We start from the raw sequence: 24,958 nt of genomic DNA, 5'->3' as shown, positions 1-24,958 counted from the left end.
TGCTGTATCAGTTAAAGGGTTTCAGGTCGACGCGCGCCATCATCGCGGCCAACTGAGGACGATCGGTAATACCAACATTACTTTGGCTCACGGCCAGAGCCGAAACTGCCGTCGCCAAACGCAGAGTGTGCTCACTGGACTCACGCATTAATAAGCCATAAATCAACCCCCCAACCATGGAGTCGCCCGCACCTACCGTACTTACCACATCACAAGCAGGTGGTTTAGCCAGCCACGCACCCGATGCATTCACCCACAGCGCACCTTCCGCACCCAGTGAGATCACAACATGTGCAATACCCTGTTCACGCAGCGCGTGAGCGGCATCCACCACATCAGCCAGCGTAGGTAATTTACGCCCAGCCCATATCTCCAGCTCCCGACGGTTTGGTTTCACCAACCAGGGAGAGGCTTTCAATCCCGCCACCAGCGCTTCACGGCTGCTGTCGAAAATAATGCAAGGACACTGCGTACGCAGACGAGACATCCAGTCGGTAAATGCATCAGGATCGACGCCAGCAGGCAGACTGCCGCTTACCGCAACCATGTCGAACTGCCCCAGCCAGCTCAGCGAATCATTGACGAAACGCTGCCAGTCCTGCTGTGTCACTTCAAAACCGGAAAAGTTGAAGTCGGTGACGTCACCATCTTTTTCGGTTAATTTGACGTTAATGCGCGTACGTCCTGGCACAACCTGGAAACGGTTAGCAATGCCCAGCTCGCTGAACAGTTGCTGAAAACCATCCTGATTGTCTTTGCCCAGAAAGCCACCTACCGTGACATCAATCCCGAGATCTTTCAGCACCTTGGCAACGTTAATGCCTTTGCCTGCGGCGTGCAGACCCGCTGTCTGAACCAGATTGACTTCGCCTTTCTCAACTTCCGGGCAATAGCCAACCAGGTCATAAGCTGGATTCAGGGTGATTGTGGCTACTCTCCTGCTCATGCTGCCCCCTCGCCCAAACCGGACGTAATCGCGTCGCCAATGGCGGCCAGTGCTTGTTCCGCATCGCTACCGCTGGCGGTGAAGCGCAGTTTGTGACCTTTCTTCACGCCCAGCGCGACGACTTTCATCAGGCTGCGGCCATTTGCCGGTTTGCCTGTGCCATCCAGATTGGTGACGGTAATCTCACTGCTGAACTGTTTGATCACATTCACCAGCATAGTGCCCGGACGTGCGTGCAGACCGTGCTCGTTACGAATGGTAAATTCTGCCGTCAGCACTTCGCTTTCTTCCGGTACATCGCTGGTCAGTAAAGCCAGCAGCGTCGGCGCATCAGCCGTCAGCAGACGTTCCGCTTTTTGTGCAATCAGCAGGTTGCTCAGATAATCGATCGGCGCAAAAGCCTGATCGTCAGCCGCAGCTACCGTGACCAATAACGCCACGTTTTCACCATCAACGCTGAAAGGCGTAGCCGGACGCGCCACTGCGGCTGCGCTGCTGAGGTTACCCACCGCGCTATCGCTGAACCACACACCTTGTCCCAGATTCAGCGGCTTGTTGCTGACTGCGGTGCTGACAAAGCTGGCGTCGGCTGCACAGACCTGCTGAAGACGACCGGCATTCAGCGCCTGAAGCGTCAGCAGATTATCGGTCGCCACATCCAACGCAATCAGCGAGGTATCAAAGCGGAATTCCGCCAGTTGTTGCTCGCCCATCAGCAGGCTACGCAATTCTTCTGCTGACGTGGTGCTTGCCAAGCGAGCCGCTACGCGATCATCGCTCAGGACGTGGGTCAATTGGCGCAGCAACGCAAGGTGTTCATCAGAACGGGCTGCAATACCGAGTACCACATAGGCGGTTTGATCTTCACCCCAGGCAATACCCTGCGGAAATTGAAATACTTGAACCCCGGTCTTCAATACCAGATCGCGGGTATCAGTGGTGCCGTGAGGGATAGCAATGCCGCTTCCCAAATAGGTGGATGTTTGCTGTTCGCGCTGGAGCATGCCGTCGACATACCCTGCGTTAACGCACCCGGCCTCGGTCAGCGCTGAAGCAACAAGCTGGATAGCTTCCTGCTTAGTACTGGCCGCTGCGCCCAAATGAATATCTTGCTGTGACAACTGGAACATGGCACTCCTCTCTGGCTGAAAGTTGAATCGTTTCAGCTTTTATGAGAAAAAAATGTGTCGATTGTTAGGGCGTTTCAAAAAAAATTCCGCTGAAACGTTTCAAAAGTCTCATTCTATTACGCCATTTATGCAAGCTTTCTACGCTGCTGACGTAACAGAATTTTGACATCACGCACATTTTAACGTGGATGATGCGCTGCCCGCCAACAAAAATCCGCAAATGGCTGAAGCCGTGCTGACGAAAAATAATGAAACAAGATTTCTGTTTCATTATAAACCCGAGTAGTATGTCGCGCTCGACAGCCTCTGCCTATTTTCCAAGCTCTATCAATTTATGTTCACTCCTGCAAACACAACACGACGCCCGCTTGATCTGACATCGTCAGCATTCCTGGTTATTGCCTTTCTGACCGGAACAGCCGGCGCCCTGCAACTTCCTACGCTCAGCCTCTTTCTTTCCAGTGAAGTACAGGCTCGCCCTTTTCTGGTGGGGATGTTTTATACCGGCAGTGCGGTTATCGGTATTGTCGTTAGTCAGATGCTGGCTACGCGTTCGGACCGTCAGGGCGATCGCAAATCGCTGATCTTCGTGTGCTGCCTGCTGGGCGCACTGGCCTGCATGCTGTTTGCCTGGAACCGTAACTACTTTATTCTGCTTTTTATTGGCGTTCTGCTGAGCAGTTTTGGCTCCACCGCCAACCCACAGCTCTTTGCGCTGGCACGGGAGCACGCAGATAAAACAGGTCGTGAAGCAGCGATGTTCAGCTCCATCCTCCGCGCCCAAATTTCTCTCGCCTGGGTTGTTGGCCCGCCAATCGCTTTTGCGTTGGCGCTAGGGTTCGGCTTCACCACGATGTACCTGACTGCGGCGGCCGTCTTTATTTTGTGCGGCATTCTGGTCAAACTCTTTCTGCCCTCCATGCCCAAAGCGGTGGAAAAGACCACCTCAATGCTGGAATCACCGCGTCGTAATCGCAGAGACGCGCTCTTGTTGTTCGTTGCCTGTACCTTGATGTGGACCTGCAACGGGATTTACCTCATTAATATGCCACTGTATCTGGTGCATGAACTGCATCTACCGGAAAAGCTGGCGGGGATCATGATGGGCGTGGCGGCCGGGCTGGAAATTCCGGTCATGCTGATTGCGGGTTACGTCGCGAAACGCTTCGGGAAACGTTTCCTGATGCGGCTTGCCGTTGCCTCCGGATTACTGTTCTTCGGCGGCTTGCTGGTTCTCGATGGGGAAATTGCGCTGCTGGGGTTACAAGCGCTGAACGCGATCTTTATTGGCATTCTGGCCGGAATCGGCATGCTCTATTTTCAGGATTTGATGCCCGGACAGGCCGGTGCTGCCACCACGTTGTTCACCAATACCACCCGCGTTGGCTGGATCATCTCTGGTTCACTGGCTGGGATCGTTGCGGAAATCTGGAACTATCACGCCGTTTTCTTCTTCGCCCTGCTGATGATCGTCGGTTCCATCTATTGTATGTGGCGTATCAAAGACGCCTGATGGTCGCACGTTAAGGTGCCGTATCGGCTTCCAGTTTGAGCAAGTAAATCATCGCCTCATCCCGATGGCTGAAACACATATCTGCGCGCGGCTGTAGCCCTGCGCAAACCGCGGGTCGCAACGGTGAATGAAATAATCCGCAGCGCATCGCGTCATCAAGATGGATACAGGGCGTGTTCGCGGGCTTGCCGTGCGGTAGCCCCGGCATGGGGGTCGAAATCGATGGCGCGGTACAACAAGCACCACAATGGGAGCGACAGTCCATCAGCAAACTCTCCGGTGGGCTGACAAAAGATAGAGAGCGCCACGATAACAGCCCTTCTACCAAAAACCAATATAAGACCACGTATCTTATGCTTGCCTGAATTCTCCGGCGCGAGTAACGTGTCGCCACAAAAATCACACTCCCTATAGCAGGAAATTTTTATGGCAAGAGCGAACGAGATTAAACGCGGTATGGTCGTTAACTATAACGACAAGTTATTGCTGGTAAAGGATATTGACGTCCAGAGCCCCAGCGCCCGCGGTGCCAGCACACTGTACAAAATGCGCTTTTCTGACGTGCGCACGGGGTTGAAAGTGGAAGAGCGTTTTAAAGGCGATGATATTCTCGACACCATCACGCTGACGCGCCGCACGGTCACCTTCTCTTATATTGACGGCGATGAATACGTCTTTATGGATGATGAGGACTACACCCCTTACCTCTTCAAAAAAGATCAAATAGAAGAAGAACTGCTGTTTATCCCTGAAGGCGGCATGCCGGGCATTCAGGTATTGAGCTGGGACGGCCAGATCATCGCGCTGGAACTGCCACAAACGGTGGATCTGGAAATCATTGATACCGCACCGGGCATTAAAGGCGCCTCCGCCAGTGCACGCAACAAACCTGCAACCATGAGCACGGGCCTGACTATTCCGGTGCCAGAATACCTGAGCGCGGGTGAAAAAATCCGTATTCACATCCCAGAACGTCGCTATATGGGTCGCGCAGACTAATAAAATACCTCGCGCTGTCAGCGCGATACCTGTCGCCGGATGAGACGTCCGGCACACGTAAACCTTCCACATACAGAGGAGCCTACCATGCTAACAAAAGTCAATTTGATTACGGGGTTTCTGGGAAGTGGAAAAACCACCACGATCCGCCATCTTCTGTCACAAAAGCCGGAAGATGAAGTCTGGGCGGTACTGGTCAATGAATTCGGCGAAATCGGCATTGACGGCGCACTACTGGCGGACAGCGGCGCCGTGTTGAAAGAGATTCCCGGTGGCTGCATGTGCTGCGTGAACGGTCTGCCTATGCAGGTTGGCCTGAATATGCTGCTGCAACAAAAAAAGCCCCACCGTCTGCTCATCGAACCTACAGGGCTCGGTCACCCGAAACAAATTCTCTCCTTGCTGACAAGTGACATCTATCAGCCCTGGCTGACATTACAGTCCACGCTGTGTCTGCTGGATGCACGCCAGTTAAGTGAAACACGTTACACAGAAAATGAGAACTTCCGCGATCAGCTTGCCGCCGCGGATATCATTATCGCCAACAAACGTGATACCTATACCGCCGACGATCTCGCAGCCTTGCAGTTGTGGCAGCAGGCAAGCGGCGAGGGTCGCCACATTATCGAGGCCAGTCAGGGAAACATTAACCGACAACTGCTCGACCAACCGCAACACCATTCATCGCAAAACCGTGTGCGCGAACTTCCAGATGGCGTCCACCACCATTCACATAAGCCAACGAACGGTTTGGCCGCACTGCAATTACCGGGTGGACAATCCTGGCGACGTTCACTCAATCAGGGACAAGGCTATCACGCCTGCGGCTGGATATTCGCACCTGAAACCGCTTTTGACACTGCCGCCCTGCTGGACTGGGTTCGTCTTTCTCCCGTAAGCCGGGTTAAAGGGGTGATGCGTATAAAGGAAGGGACACTCGTCGTTAACCGTCAGGGACACGATCTTCACATAGAAACCCGATCAACGGCACCGATTGATAGCCGTATCGAAATCATCAATGAAACACCAGCAGAATGGAATACGTTACAAGCCTCATTGTTGAAGGCTCGTTTAGCTAACGTAGACTAAACTGGAGTCTTTTCGTCTTTATTTGGATGCTTTGCCTTATGTCTTTTGCTCGTCTTTCTTCTATTTTAGTGCTCAATGCCTTGGGCATGGGTTTGTTCTTATCCTGGTATTTGCTGGAAGATCATGGTTTTTGGCTAACGCTCGACAGCCATATCTTTTTCTATTTCAATCGTCTCTTAGTCGATAGCCCAGCATTTTTACATCTGGTTGCCATCACCAACAATCGCGCCTTTGACGGCTGTGCGCTCATTGCGATGGGCTTGTTGTATCTGTCATTTTATCTGAAAGCCACGCCCACAGAGCGCCGCCGTTTGCTGATCATTGGCTTTATCATGCTGCTAACCGCCGTGGTGCTGAATCAGGCAGGACATTTATTACCCGTACAACACGCCAGCCCGACGCTCTATTTTAGCGACGTCAACCGCGTTTCAGATTTAACCGGTATTCCGACCAAAGATGCTTCATCAGACAGTTTCCCTGGCGACCACGGCATGATGCTGATGATCTTTGCCGCTTTTATGCTGCGCTATTTCACCCGCACCGCTTTTGTTATCGGTCTGGCCATCATGGTAATTTTCTCATTACCTCGCATCATGATTGGCGCGCATTGGTTTACCGATATTGCAGTCGGTTCGCTCTCGGTTGTTTTGGTCGGCCTGAGCTGGTGGCTATTAACGCCAGCAAGCGATGCCGCTATTGCCCTGTTAAACCGACTATTACCTAAAAAATCGACAGTATAAATTCCTATGATTTCAGATTTTTTACATCGACATTTTTTAGCTGAACACATCATTAAATCTTATAAATAAAATAGTTAAAACTTCTCGCAATCCTGCTGCTGTTGCGGTAGTCTCGTTCAAGTTTGCTTTTTAGCACATACTGAACTAGCAGCGGCAAGAGAAATAATGTGCATTCCGACACATTTTCGCCGATGAGTGTTTGGCTAAGAAGAAACTCTGTTTTAGTCTGAGTCTCGTTTTCGTTTGGCATTTATACCCCAGTGAAATGGGGATACTACATAGCGATATTTATCGTTAAGGACAGCAAGGGAACATAACAATAATGGTCAAGTCTCAACCGATTCTGAGATATATCTGGCGGGCAGTGCCTGCCGTCGCGGTGGCAATGATGCTCTCCGCATGTGGAAGTAACAGTGCGTACAACCATAAAGCTCAAACTGATATGCGTGCAGTTAATGACAAAGATAGTCTTTTACTGCAAGCCTCTCAGGATGAATTTGAAGCATTAGTGCGTAATGTGGACATCAAGTCCAAATTACTCAACCAATATGCCAGTTGGAAAGGCGTTCGTTATCGCTTAGGCGGTGATAGTCGCGGTGGCATTGACTGCTCAGCTTTCGTTCAGCGCACCTTCCGCGAACAGTTTGGTATGGATCTACCGCGTTCAACCTATGAACAGCAAGAGATGGGCCAGAAAATTCAGCGTAATAAACTGCGCGTTGGCGATCTTGTTCTGTTCCGTGCGGGTTCAACCGGACGCCACGTTGGTATTTACCTCGGCAACGATCAGTTCGTCCACGCTTCAACCAGCAGCGGCGTCATCATTTCTAAAATGACGGAAGACTACTGGAATAAGCGTTATCAGGAAGGACGCCGTGTTCTGAGTAAAGGAACGAAGACCAGCTAATCAATATCTGCTCCCTTGCTGTAGCCAACGAAACGAGACGACATGAACGCCGCTATAATAAGCGGCGTTTTTTTATGATGGACATCCTTGTCCATCACCCTACGGGCCGTTGCTAACGCAACGTTACAAATTTCTCCCGGAAATTTTTTATGCCTGTTTTGCCCGAATCCTGCTCACATTTTCCCCCTTTTGCGGCGCACTGCGCAAAATATGACTCACTCAACAACCTGAAACATTAACAAGCCGTGATTAAAGTAGGTTTATCACCTGATTTCATGATAAAAAGAAAACACACCGCTTCCCGATGGGAATGTTAATTATTTCAAGAACTTTATGCCGAGAAAATCGGCGTTGTTGACGTTACGGTATGGCACGTCTGCATCAGACGATCCCCAACCCGATAACATCCGCTCGCAGGAGATTACCGTCAGATGTTAAAACGCGTTATCGCTGCCGTATTGCTTTGCACAACCCATTTTGGGCTGCATGCCGAAACGATTGAAAACAGCACAAGCTTTGCACTTTTGGGGGAGCCCAAATACGCCGAGAACTTCCGCCATTTTGATTATGTGAATCCCGATGCGCCCAAAGGCGGTAGCATCACGCTCAGCGCACTAGGAACCTTTGACAATTTCAACCGCTACGCGCTACGCGGCGTGGCAGCGGCGCGCACTGAACGCCTCTATGATTCGCTCTTTGTTTCCTCTGATGACGAACCCGGCAGTTATTATCCACTGGTTGCCCTGACAACACGCCATTCAGCGGATTTCCGCTGGATTGAGATCGACATGAATCCCAAAGCCCGCTTTCATGACGGGTCACCGATCACCGCAGCCGACGTCGCGTTCACCTACAATATGTTTATGACGCAGGGCGTGCCGCAATTCCGCATCTATTTTAAAGATGTCACCGCGAAAGCCGTTGCACCGCTAACCGTACGCTTCGATTTTCCGGTTTCCGACAAAAACCGCATGTTCAGTTTGATGACATTGCCCATCATGCCGGAGAAGTTCTGGAAGCATCATAAACTCAGCGAGCCACTATCGTACCCACCACCCGCCAGTGGCCCTTACCGCATCACCGCCTATCGTACCGGCCAATATGTCACCTATTCACGCGTGAAAGATTATTGGGGTGCAGATCTACCGGTAAATAAAGGTCAGTACAATTTCGATAGCATTCGTTACGACTACTATCTGGACGACAGCGTCGCGCTGGAGGCCTTTAAAGCCGGTGCCTTCGATCTGCGCGAGGAAGGGTCACCAAAGAATTGGGCGACGCAATATCAAGGCGGCAACTTTGCACGCGGCTATATCATCAAACAGGATCAGGTAAATCAGTCCGCACAGGATACACGCTGGCTGGCATTCAATATCCAACGACCGCTGTTTCAGGATCGCCGAGTCCGTCAGGCGCTAACGCTGACCTTTGACTTCAATTGGATGAACAAGGCGCTGTATTACAACGCCTATCAACGTACCGACAGCTATTTCCAAAACACCGACTATGCCGCCAAAGGCGAACCCAGCACAGAAGAACTCGCCTGGCTAACACCGCTTAAGGACAAGGTGCCTGCCGAAGTCTTTGGTCCCAGCTACCAACCGCCCTCCTCCGACGGCAGCGGCTATGACCGCCAAAACTGGCTTAAGGCACTCAAGCTGCTGGAAGAAGCCGGTTGGGAATTGAAAAATCAACAACTGGTGAATCGCACAACCGGACAACCCTTTACGTTTGAGCTGCTGCTGCCAAGCGCGGGCAACTCACAGTATGTCCTGCCGTTTCAACAGAGCATGAAGAAACTGGGCATCACCATGAACGTGCGTAATATCGACAGCACCCAGTTCAACAGCCGTATTCGTAAGCGGGACTTCGATATGACGGCAACGGTTTACAGCGCGTTTCTCTACCCCAGTGACAACCTGCAAATGTTCTGGAGCTCACAATACATCGACTCGACCTATAACAGACCTGGCGTCAGCGATCCCGCGATTGATGCTCTCGTTGAGGAAATCGTTAAGCATCAAGGGCAGAAAGCGCCGCTGCTCTCGCTGGGGCGCGCGCTGGACAGAGTACTGACCTGGAACCAGTTCATGATTCCGATGTGGTATTCCAATCATGACCGCTTCGCCTATTGGAACAAATTTGCTATGCCCGCTGTGCGCCCGGCTTATTCGCTGGGCTTCGACGGCTGGTGGTTCGATAACCAAAAGGCGGCTACGCTGCCCGCAGAGCGACGTTAAGGAATCAAAATGGGAACGTATCTATTACGCCGCCTCCTGCTGGTCATTCCAACCCTGTGGGCGATTATCACGATTAACTTCTTTATTGTACAAATTGCCCCCGGTGGGCCAGTCGATCAGGCCATAGCAGCCATTGAAATGGGGCATGGCAGCGGTTTTACCGCCAATAGCGGAATGGATGCCGGTATGGCACGTACTGGCACCGGCGGCACACCCAATATCGAGAACGCCTACCGGGGAGCTCGTGGGCTCGACCCGGAAGTGATCGAAGAAATCACCAAACGCTATGGCTTCGATAAACCGATCCATGAGCGCTATTTTAAATTGCTGTGGGATTATGTCCGCTTTGACTTCGGCGACAGCCTGTTTCGCGGTTCTTCGGTGATGCAATTAATTAAAGAAAGCATGCCGGTTTCCATCACGCTGGGGCTGTGGAGTACGCTGATCGTCTACCTGATTTCCATTCCCCTTGGCATCAAGAAAGCCGTAAAGAACGGCACGCCGTTCGATACCTGGAGCAGTACGTTAATTATTATCGGTTATGCCATTCCGGCGTTTTTATTTGCGATCATTTTGATTGTGCTGTTCGCGGGGGGCAGTTATCTGGACTGGTTCCCACTACGCGGGCTGGTTTCCAGCAATTTTGATACCCTGCCGTGGTACAGCAAGATTACCGACTATTTGTGGCATATCACGTTACCGGTTCTGGCTTCCGTGATTGGCGGTTTTGCCACCTTAACGATGCTCACCAAGAACTCGTTTATGGATGAGATTCGCAAGCAGTACGTGGTTACTGCACGCGCTAAAGGGCTGGATGAAAAGAGCATTCTCTACCGCCATGTGTTTCGTAATGCGATGCTACTGGTGATCGCCGGTTTCCCTGCCACATTTATCAGTATGTTTTTTACTGGTTCGCTGCTGATTGAGGTGATGTTCTCCCTCAACGGGTTGGGTCTGTTGGGCTATGACGCGACGCTGCAACGTGACTATCCCGTCATGTTCGGTACGCTGTATATCTTCACGCTGATCGGCTTACTGCTGAACATCGTCAGCGACATGACTTATACGCTGGTAGATCCGCGTATCGATTTTGAGGGACGCCAATGAGCCGCTTAAGCCCGATTAATCAGGCGCGCTGGGCGCGTTTTAAAAGTAATCGTCGCGGTTACTGGTCGCTGTGGGTTTTCATGGTGCTGTTTATCGTCAGCCTGTTTTCCGAACTCATTGCCAATGATAAACCGCTGCTGGCAAAATATGACGGTGAGTTCTATACGCCGGTTCTCATTGATCACAGCGAGAGGACGTTCGGCGGACAGTTAGATACCACCGCTGACTTCCGCGATCCTTATATCGCCGAGCGTATCAGCAGCCACGGCTGGGCTATCTGGCCGCTGATTCACTACAGCTACGACACCATCAACTACGCCACGACGGCATCCTTTCCGTCGGCGCCAGACTGGCAGAACTGGCTGGGCACGGACAGCCAGGGGAAAGATGTGGTTGCGCAGGTACTGTATGGCTTCCGTATCTCACTGCTGTTCGGTCTGGCGCTCACAATCCTGTCCAGCGTGATTGGTATCGCCGTCGGGGCGACACAGGGCTATTACGGCGGGCGTCTCGACCTATGGGGACAACGCTTTATTGAAGTCTGGTCCGGCATGCCGACATTATTTCTCATTATCCTGCTATCCAGCGTGATTCAGCCAGACTTCTGGTGGCTATTAGCGATTACCGTCCTTTTCGGCTGGATGAGCCTGGTTGGTGTGGTGCGAGCAGAATTTCTGCGTACCCGAAATTTTGACTATATTCGCGCCGCACAGGCGATGGGAGTCAGCGATCGCGCCATTATGTTCCGCTGTATGCTGCCAAACGCGATGGTTGCCACGCTGACTTATCTGCCCTTCATTCTCTGCGGCTCGATTACCACGCTGACATCGCTGGACTTTCTCGGCTTTGGTCTGCCGATGGGCTCGCCGTCATTAGGCACCTTATTGCTGGAAGGAAAAAATAACCTTCAGGCGCCGTGGCTGGGCATTACCGTGTTTATGGTGCTCTCCATCGTGCTTTCCTTACTCATTTTTATTGGCGAAGCGGTGCGCGACGCCTTTGACCCCAGCAAGGCGCATTAATATGTCCAGTTCACCTTTATTGCAGATAGATAATCTCAGCATTGCCTTCCGCAAAGGCGATCAGGAGCAACGCGTCGTCGATCAGTTGTCGCTGGCGGTGAACGTGGGTGAGACGCTGGCGCTAGTCGGTGAATCAGGTTCGGGTAAGAGCGTCACCGCGCTGTCGGTTTTGCGTTTGCTCCCTTCCCCGCCCGTCATCTATCCACAGGGGGATATCCGCTTCGCCGGACAATCGCTGCTGCATGCTGATGAAAAAACACTGCGTCAGATACGCGGCAACCGGATCGCAATGATCTTTCAGGAGCCGATGGTGTCGCTGAATCCTCTGCAAAGCATTGAGAAACAGCTGATTGAAGTGCTGTCGCTCCACCGTGGGATGCGTACCGAGGCAGCCCGCAGCGAAGTCATCACCTGTCTGGATCGCGTAGGGATTCGGCAGGCGAAAAGCCGGTTGAACGACTTTCCGCACCAGCTTTCCGGCGGGGAACGCCAGCGCGTCATGATTGCGATGGCGTTGCTGACACAGCCGGATTTGCTGATTGCCGATGAGCCCACAACGGCACTGGACGTGACCGTTCAGGCGCAAATATTGAAATTGCTGAATGAGCTGAAACAGGAGTTGGGGATGAGTTTACTGTTCATCACCCATAACCTGAATATTGTCCGTCAGTTAGCGGATAGCGTATCGGTCATGAAAGCCGGTCAGGCCGTGGAGCATAATCGCTGTCAGCAGCTTTTCAGCGCACCGCAACACCCTTACACACGCCAATTGCTGGATGCAGAACCATCAGGCGAACCGCTTCCAGTCGAGGATGACGGTGAGCCACTCCTGCGAGTGGAAAAACTACAGGTTTCGTTTCCCATCAAACGCGGCCTGTTGCGCCGTACCGTTGACGAAAAGCAGGTAGTGAACAATATCAACTTCACCTTGCGACGCGGCGAAAGTCTCGGTCTGGTGGGAGAATCCGGCTCCGGCAAAAGCACAACCGGGTTAGCGCTGCTGCGCCTGATTCACTCACGTGGTGATATCTGGTTTGACGGTCAGCCTTTACAAGGACTCACCCGCAAGCAGCTCTTACCTTTCCGCAGCCGGATCCAGGTTGTCTTTCAGGATCCGAACTCCGCGCTGAACCCACGGCTGAATGTGGAGCAAATCATTGCAGAAGGCTTGACCGTCCATCACAAGTTAAGCAAAGAGGCGCGAGACCAGCGCGTGGTTGAGGCGATGCAGGAAGTTGGGCTGGATCCTGCGACCCGTTACCGCTATCCCTCCGAATTTTCTGGCGGTCAGCGTCAGCGTATCGCTATCGCTCGCGCCCTGATACTGCAACCGGAGCTGCTGATCCTTGATGAACCGACATCATCACTGGACAGAACGGTTCAGGCGCAAATTCTGGCGTTGCTGAAGTCATTACAGGACAAGCACAAAATCGCCTACCTGTTTATCAGCCATGATTTGCAGGTTATCCGCTCACTGTGCCATCAGGTTATTGTGCTACGACAAGGCGAAGTGGTTGAGCAAGGTGAATGTAAACAGGTATTCACGCACCCTGCCGAACATTACACACGGGAATTACTACAGTTTTCATCCTACACAACGGAAACACCGTCGGCATAATGCGGGAATACCGCAGCGCCAGTCTGCTGACGCTGCGGTTTAAAAGGGATATTGTGCCGATACGGACTCAGCGATAGCGACACCGACGTTCTTCAGACGGCACATTGCCGTACTTTCATCATTGCGATGTAAAAACAGGCACGGTTCGCCTTCCCATTCCAGAACGGCGCATTCAACCTGAATTTCAGACAGAGACTGATGCAACTGGTGCATGATTTTCCATGCAATATCGCCGTCATGGCTCAGAAGCTTGAGGCCAATCAGGTTATTATCTTCTTCTCTGCCGCTCAGCGGAATCGGTTCAACATTGACACCTGCAAAACCCGATAACCAGCGATAACTTTGCGGCAAACGATGAACTACCGAAAGTTGGAAACTGTCCACTACTGTTTTCCTCAGGTAATAATTCACAAAATAGTAACATATTTATCATAGTAGCGTGTTCACACCATTTCTTGCCACCTTTCGTGAACAAAAAAACAACAAACACACCTTTTTCATATCGTGTTAGTGGCTAACAAGCCTGATTGCAAGCATTATTAATGCCAAATTGATCACGAATCTTTCTTCTTTTCCGGCTATATGTAACCTTTTCCATTTAATATCTCAACCCTTTTTAACCCACTCGTTCACTTTTGGGTCAAATATTTTACATTCACAAAACAAAAAACCATGACAAGGTATCGCCGTCAGAAAGAAAACAGGGAAAGAAGAAACAGACTCAGATGCAGGAACACCTTTCCTGCATCTGATAAGAAGGGAGAATCAGGACGCAGCCGAGCGGCTTGCGTACAGGTACAGCAGAAACGCACCAATCGAACAGAGGGCCATCGATAGCACCATCGGCCAGGCGCTGTTGAATGAGGCCAGCGATAGGATAACGCCTACCATCGCGCCAAGACCGAAGCGCAGCGTGCCCGCGAGCGACGACGCCGTCCCTGCCATGTGAGGGAAATCATCGAGAATAACCGCCATCGCATTCGATGCAACCATGGCAATACAGCCGACAAACAGCGCGACACCAAATACCAGCGGTAAGAACCCGAGATCGAACAGGCAGACAATCACTAGCCATATTCCCATCGCAAACTGGATCACCAGCCCCGCACGGAACATCGCCAGCGCGCCTAGCCGGCGCACATTGCGGCTATTAAACAACGTCACCACAAACAGAAAGACGACGTTCAAAGCAAAGTAATAGCCGAAATTCTGAGGCGACACGCCATGCAGGTTGATATACACAAATGGCCCGGCGCTCAGGAAAGAAAACATGCCGCAAAACGAAAGGCCGCTTGCCACCATATAGCTGAATACCCGCTTATGGCGGAACAGGATGGCAAAATTCCCGATAGTGGTACGCAGATGAAATTTTTGCCGCTTCGCAGGCGGTAACGTTTCTTTGATAAAAAAGAAAATTAGCGCGGCTGCCAGAAACGCTGCGCCAGAGATCGTCCAGAAAATGGAATGCCAGCTAAACCACAGCAGCAACCAGCCACCAGCAATCGGCGCAATGAGCGGTGCGACCGTCATCACCAGCACGACGAACGACATCATGCGAGAAAAATCATCCCGCGAGAACATATCGCGCATCAGGGCATTAATCACCACCGCAGCGGCCGCGGCAGAAACACCATGCAGGAAGCGCATGTAGATAAGCTGCTCGACCGTTTGCGCTAACGCACAGGCCACGCCTGCAAACGCAAAAACCAGCGTCCCCCCGAGGATCACCGGCTTGCGTCCCAGGCTATCCGCCATTGGCCCGTAGAACATCTGGCCAATCGCAAAGCCCAGCACATAGGTACTGAGCGTCATTTGAACGTGCCCGTCCCCCACGCCAAACTCGTTAGCAATGGTTGGTAATGCAGGCAAATACATATCGATGGCTAACGGCATTAGCATCGAAATCAGGCCAAGAATAAAGATCAGCCCAAGATGAGAAGAGCGGCGTAATTGCACTAATAACTCCAGAGTAGAAAGAAGGTCGTTCTGAGCAAAATCATGTCACGCTGGCGATCTCATCATCGCTTAATTCGCGGAATTCCCCCGGTTCCAGTTCGCTATCCAGCCAGATGTCGCCGATACGTTCGCGATGTAATTCCACGACCCGGTTCCCCACCGCAGCAAACATCCTTTTCACCTGATGATAGCGACCTTCGCTAATCGTCAGTCGAACGACATGATCCGTCACTTTCTCAAGCGTAGCGGGTTTAGTGAGGCTCTTCTCGTTATGCAACTGTACGCCGGCGGTAAATTGCGCGGCGGTATCCTCGGCCAGCGGCTGCTCCAGCGTTACCAGATAGGTTTTTTCACACTGATGCTTAGGCGAGGTAATACGATGCGACCATTGTCCATCGTCCGTTAACAGCACCAGCCCCGTGGTATCAATATCCAGTCGCCCCGCCGCATGCAGTTTGTGCGCCACCGGAACATCCATAAAATACAGAATGGTCGGGTGATCGGGATCGTCCGTTGAACAGACATAGCCCTGAGGCTTATTTAACATGAAATAGCGCGGACCGTTCTGCTGCTCTAGCGGATTGCCATCAAATTCAACGTTATGCTCGGGGGAGAGTTTGAAAGCACCGCTTTTCACCACGTCGCCATCGACGGTAACACGCTGCGCGCGCAGTTCACGCGCCACCAGCGAACGGCTGATTCCCAGATGCTGGGATAAAAATTTGTCCAATCGCATTAAAACTCACTACCTGTCTCAAATACTGCCAGTCTCAAATCATGAGACCACAAATGATGAGATCGTAGTATAACGGGGGTTTGTTCGCGCGTCCTGCAATTCACCGCCCATAAGTGGCTCTTTTAGCCCACCTTCGGGTTGCACATTCTCGCACGGTGTATTGTCAACAGGCATAATAGGGGCAATTTCTCTCTTTTAAGGGCAACGCTATGTCATCTATTCACGGTCATGAAGTTTTGCAAATGATGCTCGCGTCCGGTGAGTCGTTTACTACCGAACAATTGATTAGCACGATAGAAGCGCGCTTTGGCAGCGAGGCGCGTTTTCATACCTGCTCCGCCGAGAATATGACGGCCCCGATGCTGGTACAGTTTCTGGCTGAACGCGGAAAATTTATTCCGCACGATGCGGGCTTTACCACCAGCGCCAGTAAAATCTGTCAGCACTAATTATGTCGTTCACACCGTCTGTCTCGTTCACACTACGGCCTTACCAGCGTGAGGCCGTTTCCGCCACCCTCGACTATTTTCGCCGCCATACCCAACCGGCCGTTATCGTTTTACCTACCGGTGCGGGGAAAAGCCTGGTCATCGCCGAACTGGCGCGACTTGCTCGCGGCCGTGTTCTGGTGCTGGCGCACGTTAAAGAACTGGTCGCGCAAAATCATGCCAAATACTGCGCCTGGGGGCTGGATGCGGATATCTTCGCCGCCGGGCTGCAACAGCGAGACAGTCAGGGGAAAGTGGTTTTTGGCAGCGTACAGTCTGTCGCACGGAACCTCGACCAGTTCGATAATGCGTTCTCTTTGTTGATCATTGATGAGTGTCACCGTATTAGCGATGACGATAACAGCCAATATCAACAAATCATCCAGCATCTACAAAAAACCAATCCACAGCTGCGGCTACTCGGCTTAACCGCCACGCCTTATCGGCTTGGCAAAGGCTGGATATACCAATATCACTATCACGGTATGATACGTGGCGACGAGCGCTGTTTATTTCGCGACTGCATCTATGAGCTACCGCTGCGCTATATGATCAAACATGGCTTTCTGGTGCCGCCTGACAGGCTGGATATGCCGGTAGTGCAATATGATTTCAGCAAGCTCGTTGCCCGCAGCAACGGGCTATTCAGCGAAGCTGACCTGAATCTTGAACTCAAACGTCAGCAACGCATTACGCCGCACATCATCAACCAAGTCATTGATTATGCGCAAACACGGCGCGGTGCGATGATTTTCGCCTCCACCGTCGAACATGCCAAAGAAATTACGGCCTTGTTGCCGGCTGGGCAGGCGGCATTGGTCAGCGCCGATACGCCAGCAGCCGAACGCGATGCGTTGATTGACGCCTTTAAACAGCAGTCGCTGAAATATCTGGTCAATGTGGCGGTGCTGACAACCGGTTTTGACGCCCCGCATGTTGACCTTATCGCCATCCTTCGCCCGACAGAATCCGTCAGCCTGTATCAGCAAATCGTCGGACGCGGTTTACGCCTCTATCCAGGAAAAACGGACTGCCTGATACTGGATTACGCCGGCAACCCCCACGATCTCTATACGCCGGAAGTCGGCAACAGCAAGCCGCATACGGGTAGCCAGCCAGTGCAAGTTTTCTGCCCTGAATGCGGCTTTGCTAACCTGTTCTGGGGCAAAACCACCCCAGACGGCGATATCATCGAACACTATGGTCGTCGCTGTCAGGGTTGGGAAACGGCGGAAAACGGCCAGCGCCAGCAGTGTGATTTTCGGTTTCGGTTTAAAGTCTGCCCGCACTGCGGCGCAGAAAACGATATCGCGGCGCGGCGCTGCCACCAGTGTAACGAGGTGTTGGTCGATCCCGACGATATGCTGAAAGCGGCGCTGAAGCTGAAAGATGCGTTAGTTTTACGCTGTAGCGGCATGAGCTTCGAGCCGGGGCAAGATGCAAAAGGAGAATGGCTGAAAATCATCTACCACGATGAGGATGGTGCCGAAGTGAGCGAACGTTTTCGCCTGCATTCCACCGCGCAGCGCCACGTTTTCCTGCAACAGTTCTTGCGCGTTCATCAGCGCGCACCGGGAACGCCGTTTAACTGGCAGCATGCCGTCGACGTTATCACGCAACAGGCGTTATTGCGCTCCCCCGATTTTATCGTCGCCCGCAAACACGGAAAATTCTGGCAAATCCGTGAAAAGCTCTTTGACTATCAGGGGCACTTCCGCCGCGCCAATGAGCTACGCGGCTAAGTAATTCCGAGATTCATTTGCCCGCAGAACCATATTCCGCTAGAATTCAGCCCGCTTTTGTTCGCAAAAGCTGAATAACCCCGCCTGCTGCTGGGTCGCCTGTAGCAGGGTTACTTTATATAAGTAGAGAATAAAATGATTACTATCAAAGCAGAAGTACGTAAGGATCAGGGTAAGGGTGCGAGCCGCCGCCTGCGTTCCGCTGGTAAATTCCCAGCCATCGTTTACGGTGGTTCAGAAGCACCAGTTTCTATCGAACTGGATCACGACTCAGTGAAAAACCAGGAAGCGAAAGAAGGCTTCTACGGTACTGCACTGACTCTGTCTATCGATGGCAAAGAAGTACAAGTTAAAGTTCAGGCTGTACAACGTCACGTTTACAAGCCAAAACTGACTCACATCGACTTCGTTCGCGTTTAGTTCGCGCTGAAGTTGTTTTCCGGGACGCCGGAAAAGAAGAACGCCGCTTATGCGGCGTTTTTTTTATAAAAATTAGCTAATTCGCAAAGGAATGTGAACATGTCTCGTGATATCCCACAGCGGCTTATCGCTATTGATGCCCTACGCGGTCTGGTGATGGTGCTTATGCTGCTAGACCATGTGCGGGAAACCTTTTATCTGCACCTGCAACTCACCGATCCGATTGATGTAACCAGCACCGACCCCATGCTATTCATCAACCGTACGCTGGCACATCTGTGTGCTCCCGTGTTTGTCTTTTTAACCGGGCTCTCTGCCGCGCTTTACCATCAGAAAGTACAAGATCGCCGACAAACAGCCCTCTTTCTGTTCCAGCGCGGCTTAATTCTTATTCTTCTTGAACTCACGTTGATCAACTTCGCGTGGACGTTGCAGTTCCCGCCACAGGTTATCTATTTACAGGTCATCTGGGCCATCGGCATGAGCATGCTCGCTCTCAGCGCGCTAATCTGGTTACCTGTCAGCTTGGTTTTCATACTCGGCATCGTTATCGTGGGCGGACATAATCTGCTGGATCCTCTGCACGCTTCCGCAGACTCCATCTGGTCCATTCCCTGGGCGATTTTGCACGATCGCGGTTGGATAGAAACTGGCGAAACCTTCCGTATACGCACGTCCTATCCGGTACTTCCCTGGATTGGTGTCATTTCACTTGGTTATACGGCTGGCGCACTATACCGGAAAGGCATTTTTCCGCTTCTGCGTCAGAAAGTCTTGTTCATCGCGTCGGGTATCACGCTGGCGCTGTTCTTCGTTCTGCGCAGTATCAATCTGTATGGTGACAAACCCTGGCAGCGGAGTGATGTCATCACGCAGACACTCATGAGCTATTTCAACATCACGAAGTATCCGCCCTCGTTGCTATTTCTCTGCCTGACGCTCGGTATCGGGCTTTGCCTGCTTGCAGTGTTTGAACGTCAGCAGCAGAAACATTGGCTTATTATGCTGGCAAGCTTCGGTGCCGCTCCGATGTTTTTCTACCTATTGCATCTGTATGTTTTAAAAGGCATGTATTTAACCGCCGTCGCAGTCTGGGGGAAAAATCAGGGAGAGTGGTTCGGCTTTTCCGCCGTCTGGCAATTGTGGGGATGTACTCTGTTGCTGATGGTCGTATTATTTTCGCCGGTTCAAGCGTTTGCCCGCCTAAAAGCCCGTCGCCGAGACATCCGCTGGCTTAAATATTTCTAACCATTATCGTTTCCTGACATCAACCGTCGTTGCCCTTTTCCTGGTGATAAGAAAAAGGGCAACGTCGTTTTCTGGAACGAGGTTTACTGCTTGCCGCTGCTCGTCCGGCGCTGTAGCTGATCGCGCAGATTTGGCGGTGTGCCTTTAATCGTCAACGTATCCGTCGCCGGATCCCAGAAAATCCGCTCACCGAGCAATAGCGCATCAAAATTCAGGCTGATGCCACCGCCGCTGCCGGCAAATTTGGTCAACTGTCGCAATGTCCCACGATCGGCAGGGAAACTTTCTTCCAGCTCATAACCCTGCTCGGCTGAAAACTGCTGAAAAGTTTTCTCACCCAGCGGTGGTAATTCTTGTGACAGCGACGCCAGTTCGATTTCCTCACCGGACTGCAATTGCTCATTACAGTAGCTATACACCTGCTGACGGTAATTCTGACGCTCGTTTTTATCTAACTGCGCTTCATCACAATATTCATCGACCGCTTTCAACAAGCCACGGTTTTGCGCTTTCGTGTCCAGCCCTTCCGAGGCAGCCAGAAAATCCATGAAGAAATCAGACACTTTACGCCCAACGCGCCCTTTCAGGAATGTCAGATAGCGGGTAGATTCTGGGTTGGTTTCCCATTCGGTCAAATCGATACGTGCGACGATATCGGCATGATTGATATCCAGATAATGCGTGGTGCTGATATCCAACTGCTCATTAACCCGCATGCTATTGCAGCTATTAAGCACCGATATCAGTAAATACTCGACCGCCAGATAACGGTACTGGCAAAACAACACAATACCGCCCTCGGCAAACGGGTACTTCGCCAGCTCGTCACGCAGGCGCCCGGTGGCAGCGCGTGAGAAACTCAGAAAGTCCTCATCGCCTTTGCGACAGGCTCGCAGCGCATCCGCCAGCTCGCTTTGCTCATTAAACAGCCCATAGGCCTTACTCTTGGCGCTGTATACGCGATGCAGCTCAGCCATCATCTCTTCGACTGCCGCATTGGTCGACAGCAGGGAATCACGCAACACCATTTCCAGCGTTTGTTCGTCACGTTTAATTAGCTGATGCAGGGCAATCTGGGCGATATCCAGACTCATGATAAACTCTCCTTTTAGCAAGGAGCGTATTCAAACACTGATGCGGACAGCCCGCAACACATAAAGCCGCCCTTCATACCTTACACGCGCTAAGCGTCTACACTACTTATTGATAAAATTCCGTTTATTGATAAAAGTCCGTTTGGGATAAAAGTACGGTAATGATAAAAGTGCGGAAAAGCATAAGCCTATACGGTAAGATAAGCGACTTTACCAGCTTGAGATACGCCATTTTATGCCACAATCATCCCGTTATAGTGACGAACACGTTGAACAACTGCTTTCTGAGATGGCCAATGTTCTGGAAAAGCACCACGCCCCGACCGATCTTGCTTTGATGGTGCTCGGTAATATGGTGACAAACCTGATTAACACCAGCATCGCGCCTGCGCAACGTCAGGTTATGGCGCGTTCTTTCGCTGAAGCCCTACAGGCTTCGATTAAAAAAGCCGATAAAGCTCACTAAGTTTTGACCAACGTATGGTAACCAACCGTCAGCGCTACCGCGAAAAAGTCTCCCAGATGATCAGTTGGGGACACTGGTTCGCCTTATTCAACATTTTGCTCACTTTGGGGCTGGGTAGCCGCTATCTGTTTGTTGCCGATTGGCCGACCTCCCTGTTCGGTCGAATTTACGCGCTAGTTAGCTGGCTCGGTCATTTCAGTTTTATCGTCTTTGCAGCCTATCTGCTCGTCATCTTCCCGCTCACATTTATTGTGATGTCGCAGCGCCTGCTTAGGTTCCTGTCTGCGGCGCTGGCAACGGCTGGGCTGACGATACTGTTAGTGGATGTTGAGGTCTTTACACGGTTTCACCTGCACCTCAACAGCACCGTTTGGGAACTTGTCGTCAACCCGGGGCAAGGCGAAATTGCCCGCGACTGGCAGTGGATGTTTATTGGCATTCCATTGATTTTCATGGTGGAAATGCTGTTCGGCACCTGGTGCTGGCAAAAATTACGCAGTCTGAATCGCCGCCACTTTGGCAAGCCGCTGGCGGGCGTTTTCATCTCGGCGTTCTTTGCGTCGCACCTGATGTACATTTGGGCCGATGCCAATTTCTATCGCCCGATTACGATGCAACGCGCCAATCTGCCGCTGTCTTATCCGATGACAGCCCGCAAGTTTCTGGAAAAACATGGTCTGCTGGATGCACAGGAATATCAGCGTCGGCTGACACAACAGGGTAATCCTGAAGCCATAACAGTGGAGTACCCGCTTAATAACATCACCTTCCGCGATAACGGCAGCGGCTACAATCTGCTGATGGTGATGATCGACGATACCCCACCTGATGCAATGCAGAATCGCATGCCGAACCTGTCACGCTTCGCCGCAGAAAATGTGCGCTTCAGCGATCATTATGATTCAGGTTCGCAGCCAGATGCCGCCTTGTTTAACCTGTTTTACGGCCTCTCGACGACCTATATGGATGGCGTACTGAGCGCACGTAAACCGTCAGCGTTAATCACCGCATTAAGCCAGCAGGGCTATCAGTTCGGGCTTTTTTCGGTGAACGGTTTCAACAGCCCGCTCTATCGCCAGGCGCTGCTTTCTGATTTCTCCTTGCCTGCACCACAGCAGCAAAACGGCGATGTCATCATCACGCAGTGGCAGGAATGGCTCAACCGCGATAATAACCCTGCCCCCTGGTTCTCTTACATTGAACTCAGCAGTGCGCCGAAAACCGCAGATGGCAAAATTACAGACACCAACGCCCGTGTAAATATTCAGGACGTTGACCGCCAGATTGGCCAAATTATTCGCACCCTGCAGGAAAAAAACATTCTGGATAATACCGTCGTCATCATAACAACGGCACAAAACCAGAATGCTAACACTGGCAATACGGCACGTTTTGTGCGAACCCAGTGGCAAACGCCGCTCATTGTTCATTGGCCGAATACCCCTGCGCAGACTATTACGAAAATGACGGACAACAAGGACGTCATGACCACACTAATGCAGCGTCTGCTTCATGTTAAAAACAGCACGGATGATTATTCACAGGGCGAAGACCTCTTCTCTGCCCAACGACGCTCCCCGTGGTTGATTAACGGCAATGGCGGCACGCTGATAATCACAACGCAGGATCAGCTCATCGTGTTGGAAGGCAACGGCAACTACCGGGCTTACGACATGGCGGGAAATCGGCTGAATGATGAAAAACCACAGCTTGCCCTGCTCTTGCAGGTACTAACGAACGAAAGACGCTTTATTGCCAACTAACTGCCTAAATCTAAAGCAGTCGTTCCATCAGGCTATTGCAATAAGGTCAGGAAAAGGTAGTATAAATGCCCATAGCATCGGCACGTAGCGCAGCCTGGTAGCGCACCGTCATGGGGTGTCGGGGGTCGGAGGTTCAAATCCTCTCGTGCCGACCAAATTTCCCCCAACGTTTTGTCTATTGAAGTCCAGACAAGACTATAAATAACAGATTAAACAGCAGGTTGCATAAACCCGCTGTTTTTCTGTTGTCTACTGAATTCCATATTGATACATTGAAATCCACACTTTTTAGGCATAGATATAGGCATACGACGCAACATGTAGCCTCAATCCTATGCCTAAACAGCTTTGCGGATTTGATTGGAGAGCGATATGGCACGTCAGACAAAGCCCCTGAACAATACTGAGGTCAAAAGCGCCAAGGCAACTGACCGTGCTATCATCCTCTACGATGGAGACGGTTTAGAATTACAGGTCACTCCGAGTGGTTCAAAGCTCTGGCGTTTTCGCTACTACAAACCCTTCACTCGCAAACGTGCAATGATTAGCCTTGGCGCTTACCCTTCGGTATCTCTTGCCGAAGCGCGTAAGCTTCGTGAAGATGCACGCCTTCTTCTTGGCAAAGACGTTGATCCGCAGGAGCACAAGCAAGCAGAGCAATCACGGCAAAAGAATGCCACAGAGAACACATTTGAAAAAGTTGCTGCCGAATGGTTTAAAACTAAAGAATCAGCAGGTTTGGCAACACATACGTTGAACGATATCTGGCGCTCCATGAGCAAGTATGTATTCCCACACATTGGCTCTATGCCGATTGCTAACATCACGGCTCAACGATTTATTGGAGCGTTAGAACCCACTCATGCCGCAGGCAGACTTGAAACTGTTAAACGTCTGAGTCAGCGTATCAATGAAGTCATGGATTATGCCCTCAACTCTGGTCTGGTCTCAGTAAATCCAGCCGCCCGAATCGGACGCACTTTTCATAAGCCGAAGGTGAAGCATCGCCCTGCCCTCTTGCCAGAGCAATTACCACTTCTGATGAAAACACTGTCATTTGCCAGCATTGGGAGACAAACCCGTTGTCTTATCGAATGGCAATTACTCACCATGACCAGACCAGCCGAAGCCGCCGAATCGCGCTGGTATGAAATCGATTTTGACGCAAAAGAATGGCGTATTCCTGCCGGTCGCATGAAGATGAAACGTGAGCACATTATCCCGCTCTCAGAGCAAGCGCTGGGGATTCTGGAAGTTATGAAGCCCATTAGTAAGCACAGGGATTATGTTTTCCCTGGATATCGTAACCCACTTGAGCCAATGAACAGCCAGACAGCAAACATGGCTCTCAAACGTATGGGCTTCAAAGATATGCTTGTAGCTCATGGAATGAGAGCCATTGCCTCGACCATCCTCAATGAAAAAGGATTTCCACCTGATGTGATCGAAGCTGCGTTAGCGCATATCGATACTAATGAAGTCAGGAGAGCCTATAACAGGGCGCAGTATCTTGAACAGCGCAGAGAAATGATGGCTTGGTGGGGAGAGCATGTTGAGTCAGCTTCATATGGTAAAACAAGCATCGTTTCTGTCGCTGGCTAAATTTGCCAACAGGAAGCAATAACCACTACCCTTTTAGCCCTTTCATGGTCGTTGGGGCTTTTTCAGGCACGCGGTTCAACGTAGATGGGCTACATTTTGTAGGAAAGTAGCCCATATCGTGCAAAAAAAGCC

General features: G+C 51.4%; 23 protein-coding genes and 1 tRNA gene. 17 read left to right on the top strand and 7 right to left on the bottom strand.

Features of this window, described 5'->3' with window-relative positions; translation table 11 throughout:
* Positions 1-7: 7 nt before the first annotated feature.
* A complete protein-coding gene (gene fruK / locus NAL19_RS08315) occupies positions 8-946 on the bottom strand; it encodes a 1-phosphofructokinase (protein ID WP_005967280.1) in 939 nt (312 codons plus the stop codon).
* Complete coding sequence (fruB, locus tag NAL19_RS08310; protein WP_263059396.1) at positions 943-2,076, bottom strand: fused PTS fructose transporter subunit IIA/HPr protein; 1,134 nt, start codon at positions 2,074-2,076, stop codon at positions 943-945. Before fruB ends, fruK begins: the two co-directional genes overlap by 4 nt.
* 334 nt (positions 2,077-2,410) lie before the next feature.
* Between fruB and setB the strand changes: the two genes are divergently transcribed.
* Positions 2,411-3,589, top strand: coding sequence for a sugar efflux transporter SetB (gene setB / locus NAL19_RS08305; RefSeq protein WP_263059395.1), 1,179 nt, complete (start codon positions 2,411-2,413; stop codon positions 3,587-3,589).
* Between the two features lie 10 nt (positions 3,590-3,599).
* Here setB and NAL19_RS08300 read toward each other — a convergent pair whose 3' ends face one another.
* Positions 3,600-3,854: a YkgJ family cysteine cluster protein gene (locus tag NAL19_RS08300; RefSeq protein WP_205564048.1), complete on the bottom strand. Its 255-nt coding sequence runs from the start codon at positions 3,852-3,854 to the stop codon at positions 3,600-3,602.
* Positions 3,855-4,015: 161 nt separating this feature from the next.
* On the opposite strand from NAL19_RS08300, the gene yeiP reads away from it, so the two are divergent.
* The 8 genes from yeiP to yejF all read left to right on the top strand — a co-directional run bounded on the left by yeiP (position 4,016) and on the right by yejF (position 13,311).
* Positions 4,016-4,588, top strand: coding sequence for an elongation factor P-like protein YeiP (yeiP, locus tag NAL19_RS08295; RefSeq protein WP_263059394.1), 573 nt, complete (start codon positions 4,016-4,018; stop codon positions 4,586-4,588).
* 87 nt (positions 4,589-4,675) lie between these two features.
* On the top strand, positions 4,676-5,677 hold the full coding sequence (locus tag NAL19_RS08290; RefSeq protein ID WP_263059393.1) for a CobW family GTP-binding protein: 1,002 nt from the start codon (positions 4,676-4,678) through the stop codon (positions 5,675-5,677).
* Between the two features lie 38 nt (positions 5,678-5,715).
* Positions 5,716-6,417 (top strand): phosphatase PAP2 family protein, encoded by a 702-nt coding sequence (locus NAL19_RS08285; RefSeq protein WP_263059392.1) that lies wholly within the window; start codon positions 5,716-5,718, stop codon positions 6,415-6,417.
* Positions 6,418-6,739: 322 nt separating this feature from the next.
* Positions 6,740-7,324 (top strand): bifunctional murein DD-endopeptidase/murein LD-carboxypeptidase, encoded by a 585-nt coding sequence (gene mepS / locus NAL19_RS08280; RefSeq protein WP_263059391.1) that lies wholly within the window; start codon positions 6,740-6,742, stop codon positions 7,322-7,324.
* A 431-nt stretch (positions 7,325-7,755) separates the two neighbouring features.
* Positions 7,756-9,564, top strand: coding sequence for an extracellular solute-binding protein (locus NAL19_RS08275; protein ID WP_263059390.1), 1,809 nt, complete (start codon positions 7,756-7,758; stop codon positions 9,562-9,564).
* A gap of 9 nt (positions 9,565-9,573) precedes the next feature.
* Positions 9,574-10,671, top strand: coding sequence for a microcin C ABC transporter permease YejB (locus tag NAL19_RS08270; protein WP_263059389.1), 1,098 nt, complete (start codon positions 9,574-9,576; stop codon positions 10,669-10,671).
* On the top strand, positions 10,668-11,693 hold the full coding sequence (locus NAL19_RS08265; RefSeq protein WP_263059388.1) for an ABC transporter permease: 1,026 nt from the start codon (positions 10,668-10,670) through the stop codon (positions 11,691-11,693). Before NAL19_RS08270 ends, NAL19_RS08265 begins: the two co-directional genes overlap by 4 nt.
* A 1-nt stretch (position 11,694) precedes the next feature.
* Positions 11,695-13,311, top strand: coding sequence for a microcin C ABC transporter ATP-binding protein YejF (yejF, locus tag NAL19_RS08260; protein ID WP_263059387.1), 1,617 nt, complete (start codon positions 11,695-11,697; stop codon positions 13,309-13,311).
* Positions 13,312-13,350: 39 nt separating this feature from the next.
* Here the strand turns inward: yejF and NAL19_RS08255 are convergent, their stop codons facing one another.
* The 3 genes from NAL19_RS08255 to rsuA all read right to left on the bottom strand — a co-directional run bounded on the left by NAL19_RS08255 (position 13,351) and on the right by rsuA (position 16,003).
* The gene (locus NAL19_RS08255; protein ID WP_263059386.1) at positions 13,351-13,695 is read right to left on the bottom strand and encodes a YejG family protein; all 345 of its coding nucleotides are present in this window, start codon (positions 13,693-13,695) and stop codon (positions 13,351-13,353) included.
* Positions 13,696-14,076: 381 nt separating this feature from the next.
* Positions 14,077-15,267 carry a Bcr/CflA family multidrug efflux MFS transporter gene (locus NAL19_RS08250; RefSeq protein ID WP_263059385.1) on the bottom strand — a complete coding sequence of 397 codons (1,191 nt, stop codon included), beginning with the start codon at positions 15,265-15,267 and terminating at the stop codon, positions 14,077-14,079.
* Positions 15,268-15,307: 40 nt separating this feature from the next.
* Positions 15,308-16,003: a 16S rRNA pseudouridine(516) synthase RsuA gene (gene rsuA / locus NAL19_RS08245; protein WP_225087772.1), complete on the bottom strand. Its 696-nt coding sequence runs from the start codon at positions 16,001-16,003 to the stop codon at positions 15,308-15,310.
* A gap of 209 nt (positions 16,004-16,212) precedes the next feature.
* On the opposite strand from rsuA, the gene NAL19_RS08240 reads away from it, so the two are divergent.
* The 4 genes from NAL19_RS08240 to NAL19_RS08225 all read left to right on the top strand — a co-directional run bounded on the left by NAL19_RS08240 (position 16,213) and on the right by NAL19_RS08225 (position 19,901).
* Positions 16,213-16,452 carry a YecH family metal-binding protein gene (locus tag NAL19_RS08240; RefSeq protein WP_225087771.1) on the top strand — a complete coding sequence of 80 codons (240 nt, stop codon included), beginning with the start codon at positions 16,213-16,215 and terminating at the stop codon, positions 16,450-16,452.
* A gap of 2 nt (positions 16,453-16,454) precedes the next feature.
* A complete protein-coding gene (locus NAL19_RS08235) occupies positions 16,455-18,233 on the top strand; it encodes a DEAD/DEAH box helicase (protein ID WP_263059384.1) in 1,779 nt (592 codons plus the stop codon).
* 135 nt (positions 18,234-18,368) lie between these two features.
* Positions 18,369-18,653, top strand: coding sequence for a 50S ribosomal protein L25 (rplY, locus tag NAL19_RS08230; RefSeq protein ID WP_180741325.1), 285 nt, complete (start codon positions 18,369-18,371; stop codon positions 18,651-18,653).
* Between the two features lie 99 nt (positions 18,654-18,752).
* Entirely contained in the window at positions 18,753-19,901 is a 1,149-nt protein-coding gene (locus NAL19_RS08225; protein WP_263059383.1) for a DUF1624 domain-containing protein, read from the top strand.
* Between the two features lie 83 nt (positions 19,902-19,984).
* Here the strand turns inward: NAL19_RS08225 and yejK are convergent, their stop codons facing one another.
* Complete coding sequence (yejK, locus tag NAL19_RS08220) at positions 19,985-20,995, bottom strand: nucleoid-associated protein YejK (protein WP_263059382.1); 1,011 nt, start codon at positions 20,993-20,995, stop codon at positions 19,985-19,987.
* Between the two features lie 235 nt (positions 20,996-21,230).
* Between yejK and NAL19_RS08215 the strand changes: the two genes are divergently transcribed.
* The 4 genes from NAL19_RS08215 (at position 21,231) to NAL19_RS08200 (ending at position 24,826) form a co-directional block, all read left to right on the top strand.
* Positions 21,231-21,461 carry a YejL family protein gene (locus NAL19_RS08215; protein WP_263059381.1) on the top strand — a complete coding sequence of 77 codons (231 nt, stop codon included), beginning with the start codon at positions 21,231-21,233 and terminating at the stop codon, positions 21,459-21,461.
* A 14-nt stretch (positions 21,462-21,475) separates the two neighbouring features.
* A complete protein-coding gene (yejM, locus tag NAL19_RS08210) occupies positions 21,476-23,224 on the top strand; it encodes an LPS biosynthesis-modulating metalloenzyme YejM (protein WP_263059380.1) in 1,749 nt (582 codons plus the stop codon).
* A gap of 78 nt (positions 23,225-23,302) precedes the next feature.
* A tRNA-Pro gene (locus tag NAL19_RS08205) sits at positions 23,303-23,379 on the top strand.
* 217 nt (positions 23,380-23,596) lie between these two features.
* Positions 23,597-24,826 (top strand): integrase domain-containing protein, encoded by a 1,230-nt coding sequence (locus NAL19_RS08200; protein WP_263059379.1) that lies wholly within the window; start codon positions 23,597-23,599, stop codon positions 24,824-24,826.
* Positions 24,827-24,958: the final 132 nt, after the last annotated feature.

The sequence above is a fragment of the Pectobacterium sp. F1-1 genome (genome assembly GCF_025643735.1).
GTDB classification, from domain to species: domain Bacteria; phylum Pseudomonadota; class Gammaproteobacteria; order Enterobacterales; family Enterobacteriaceae; genus Pectobacterium; species Pectobacterium colocasium.
Note: the sequence above shows the minus strand (reverse complement) of the source record. Positions and strands in the feature narration are given on the sequence as shown.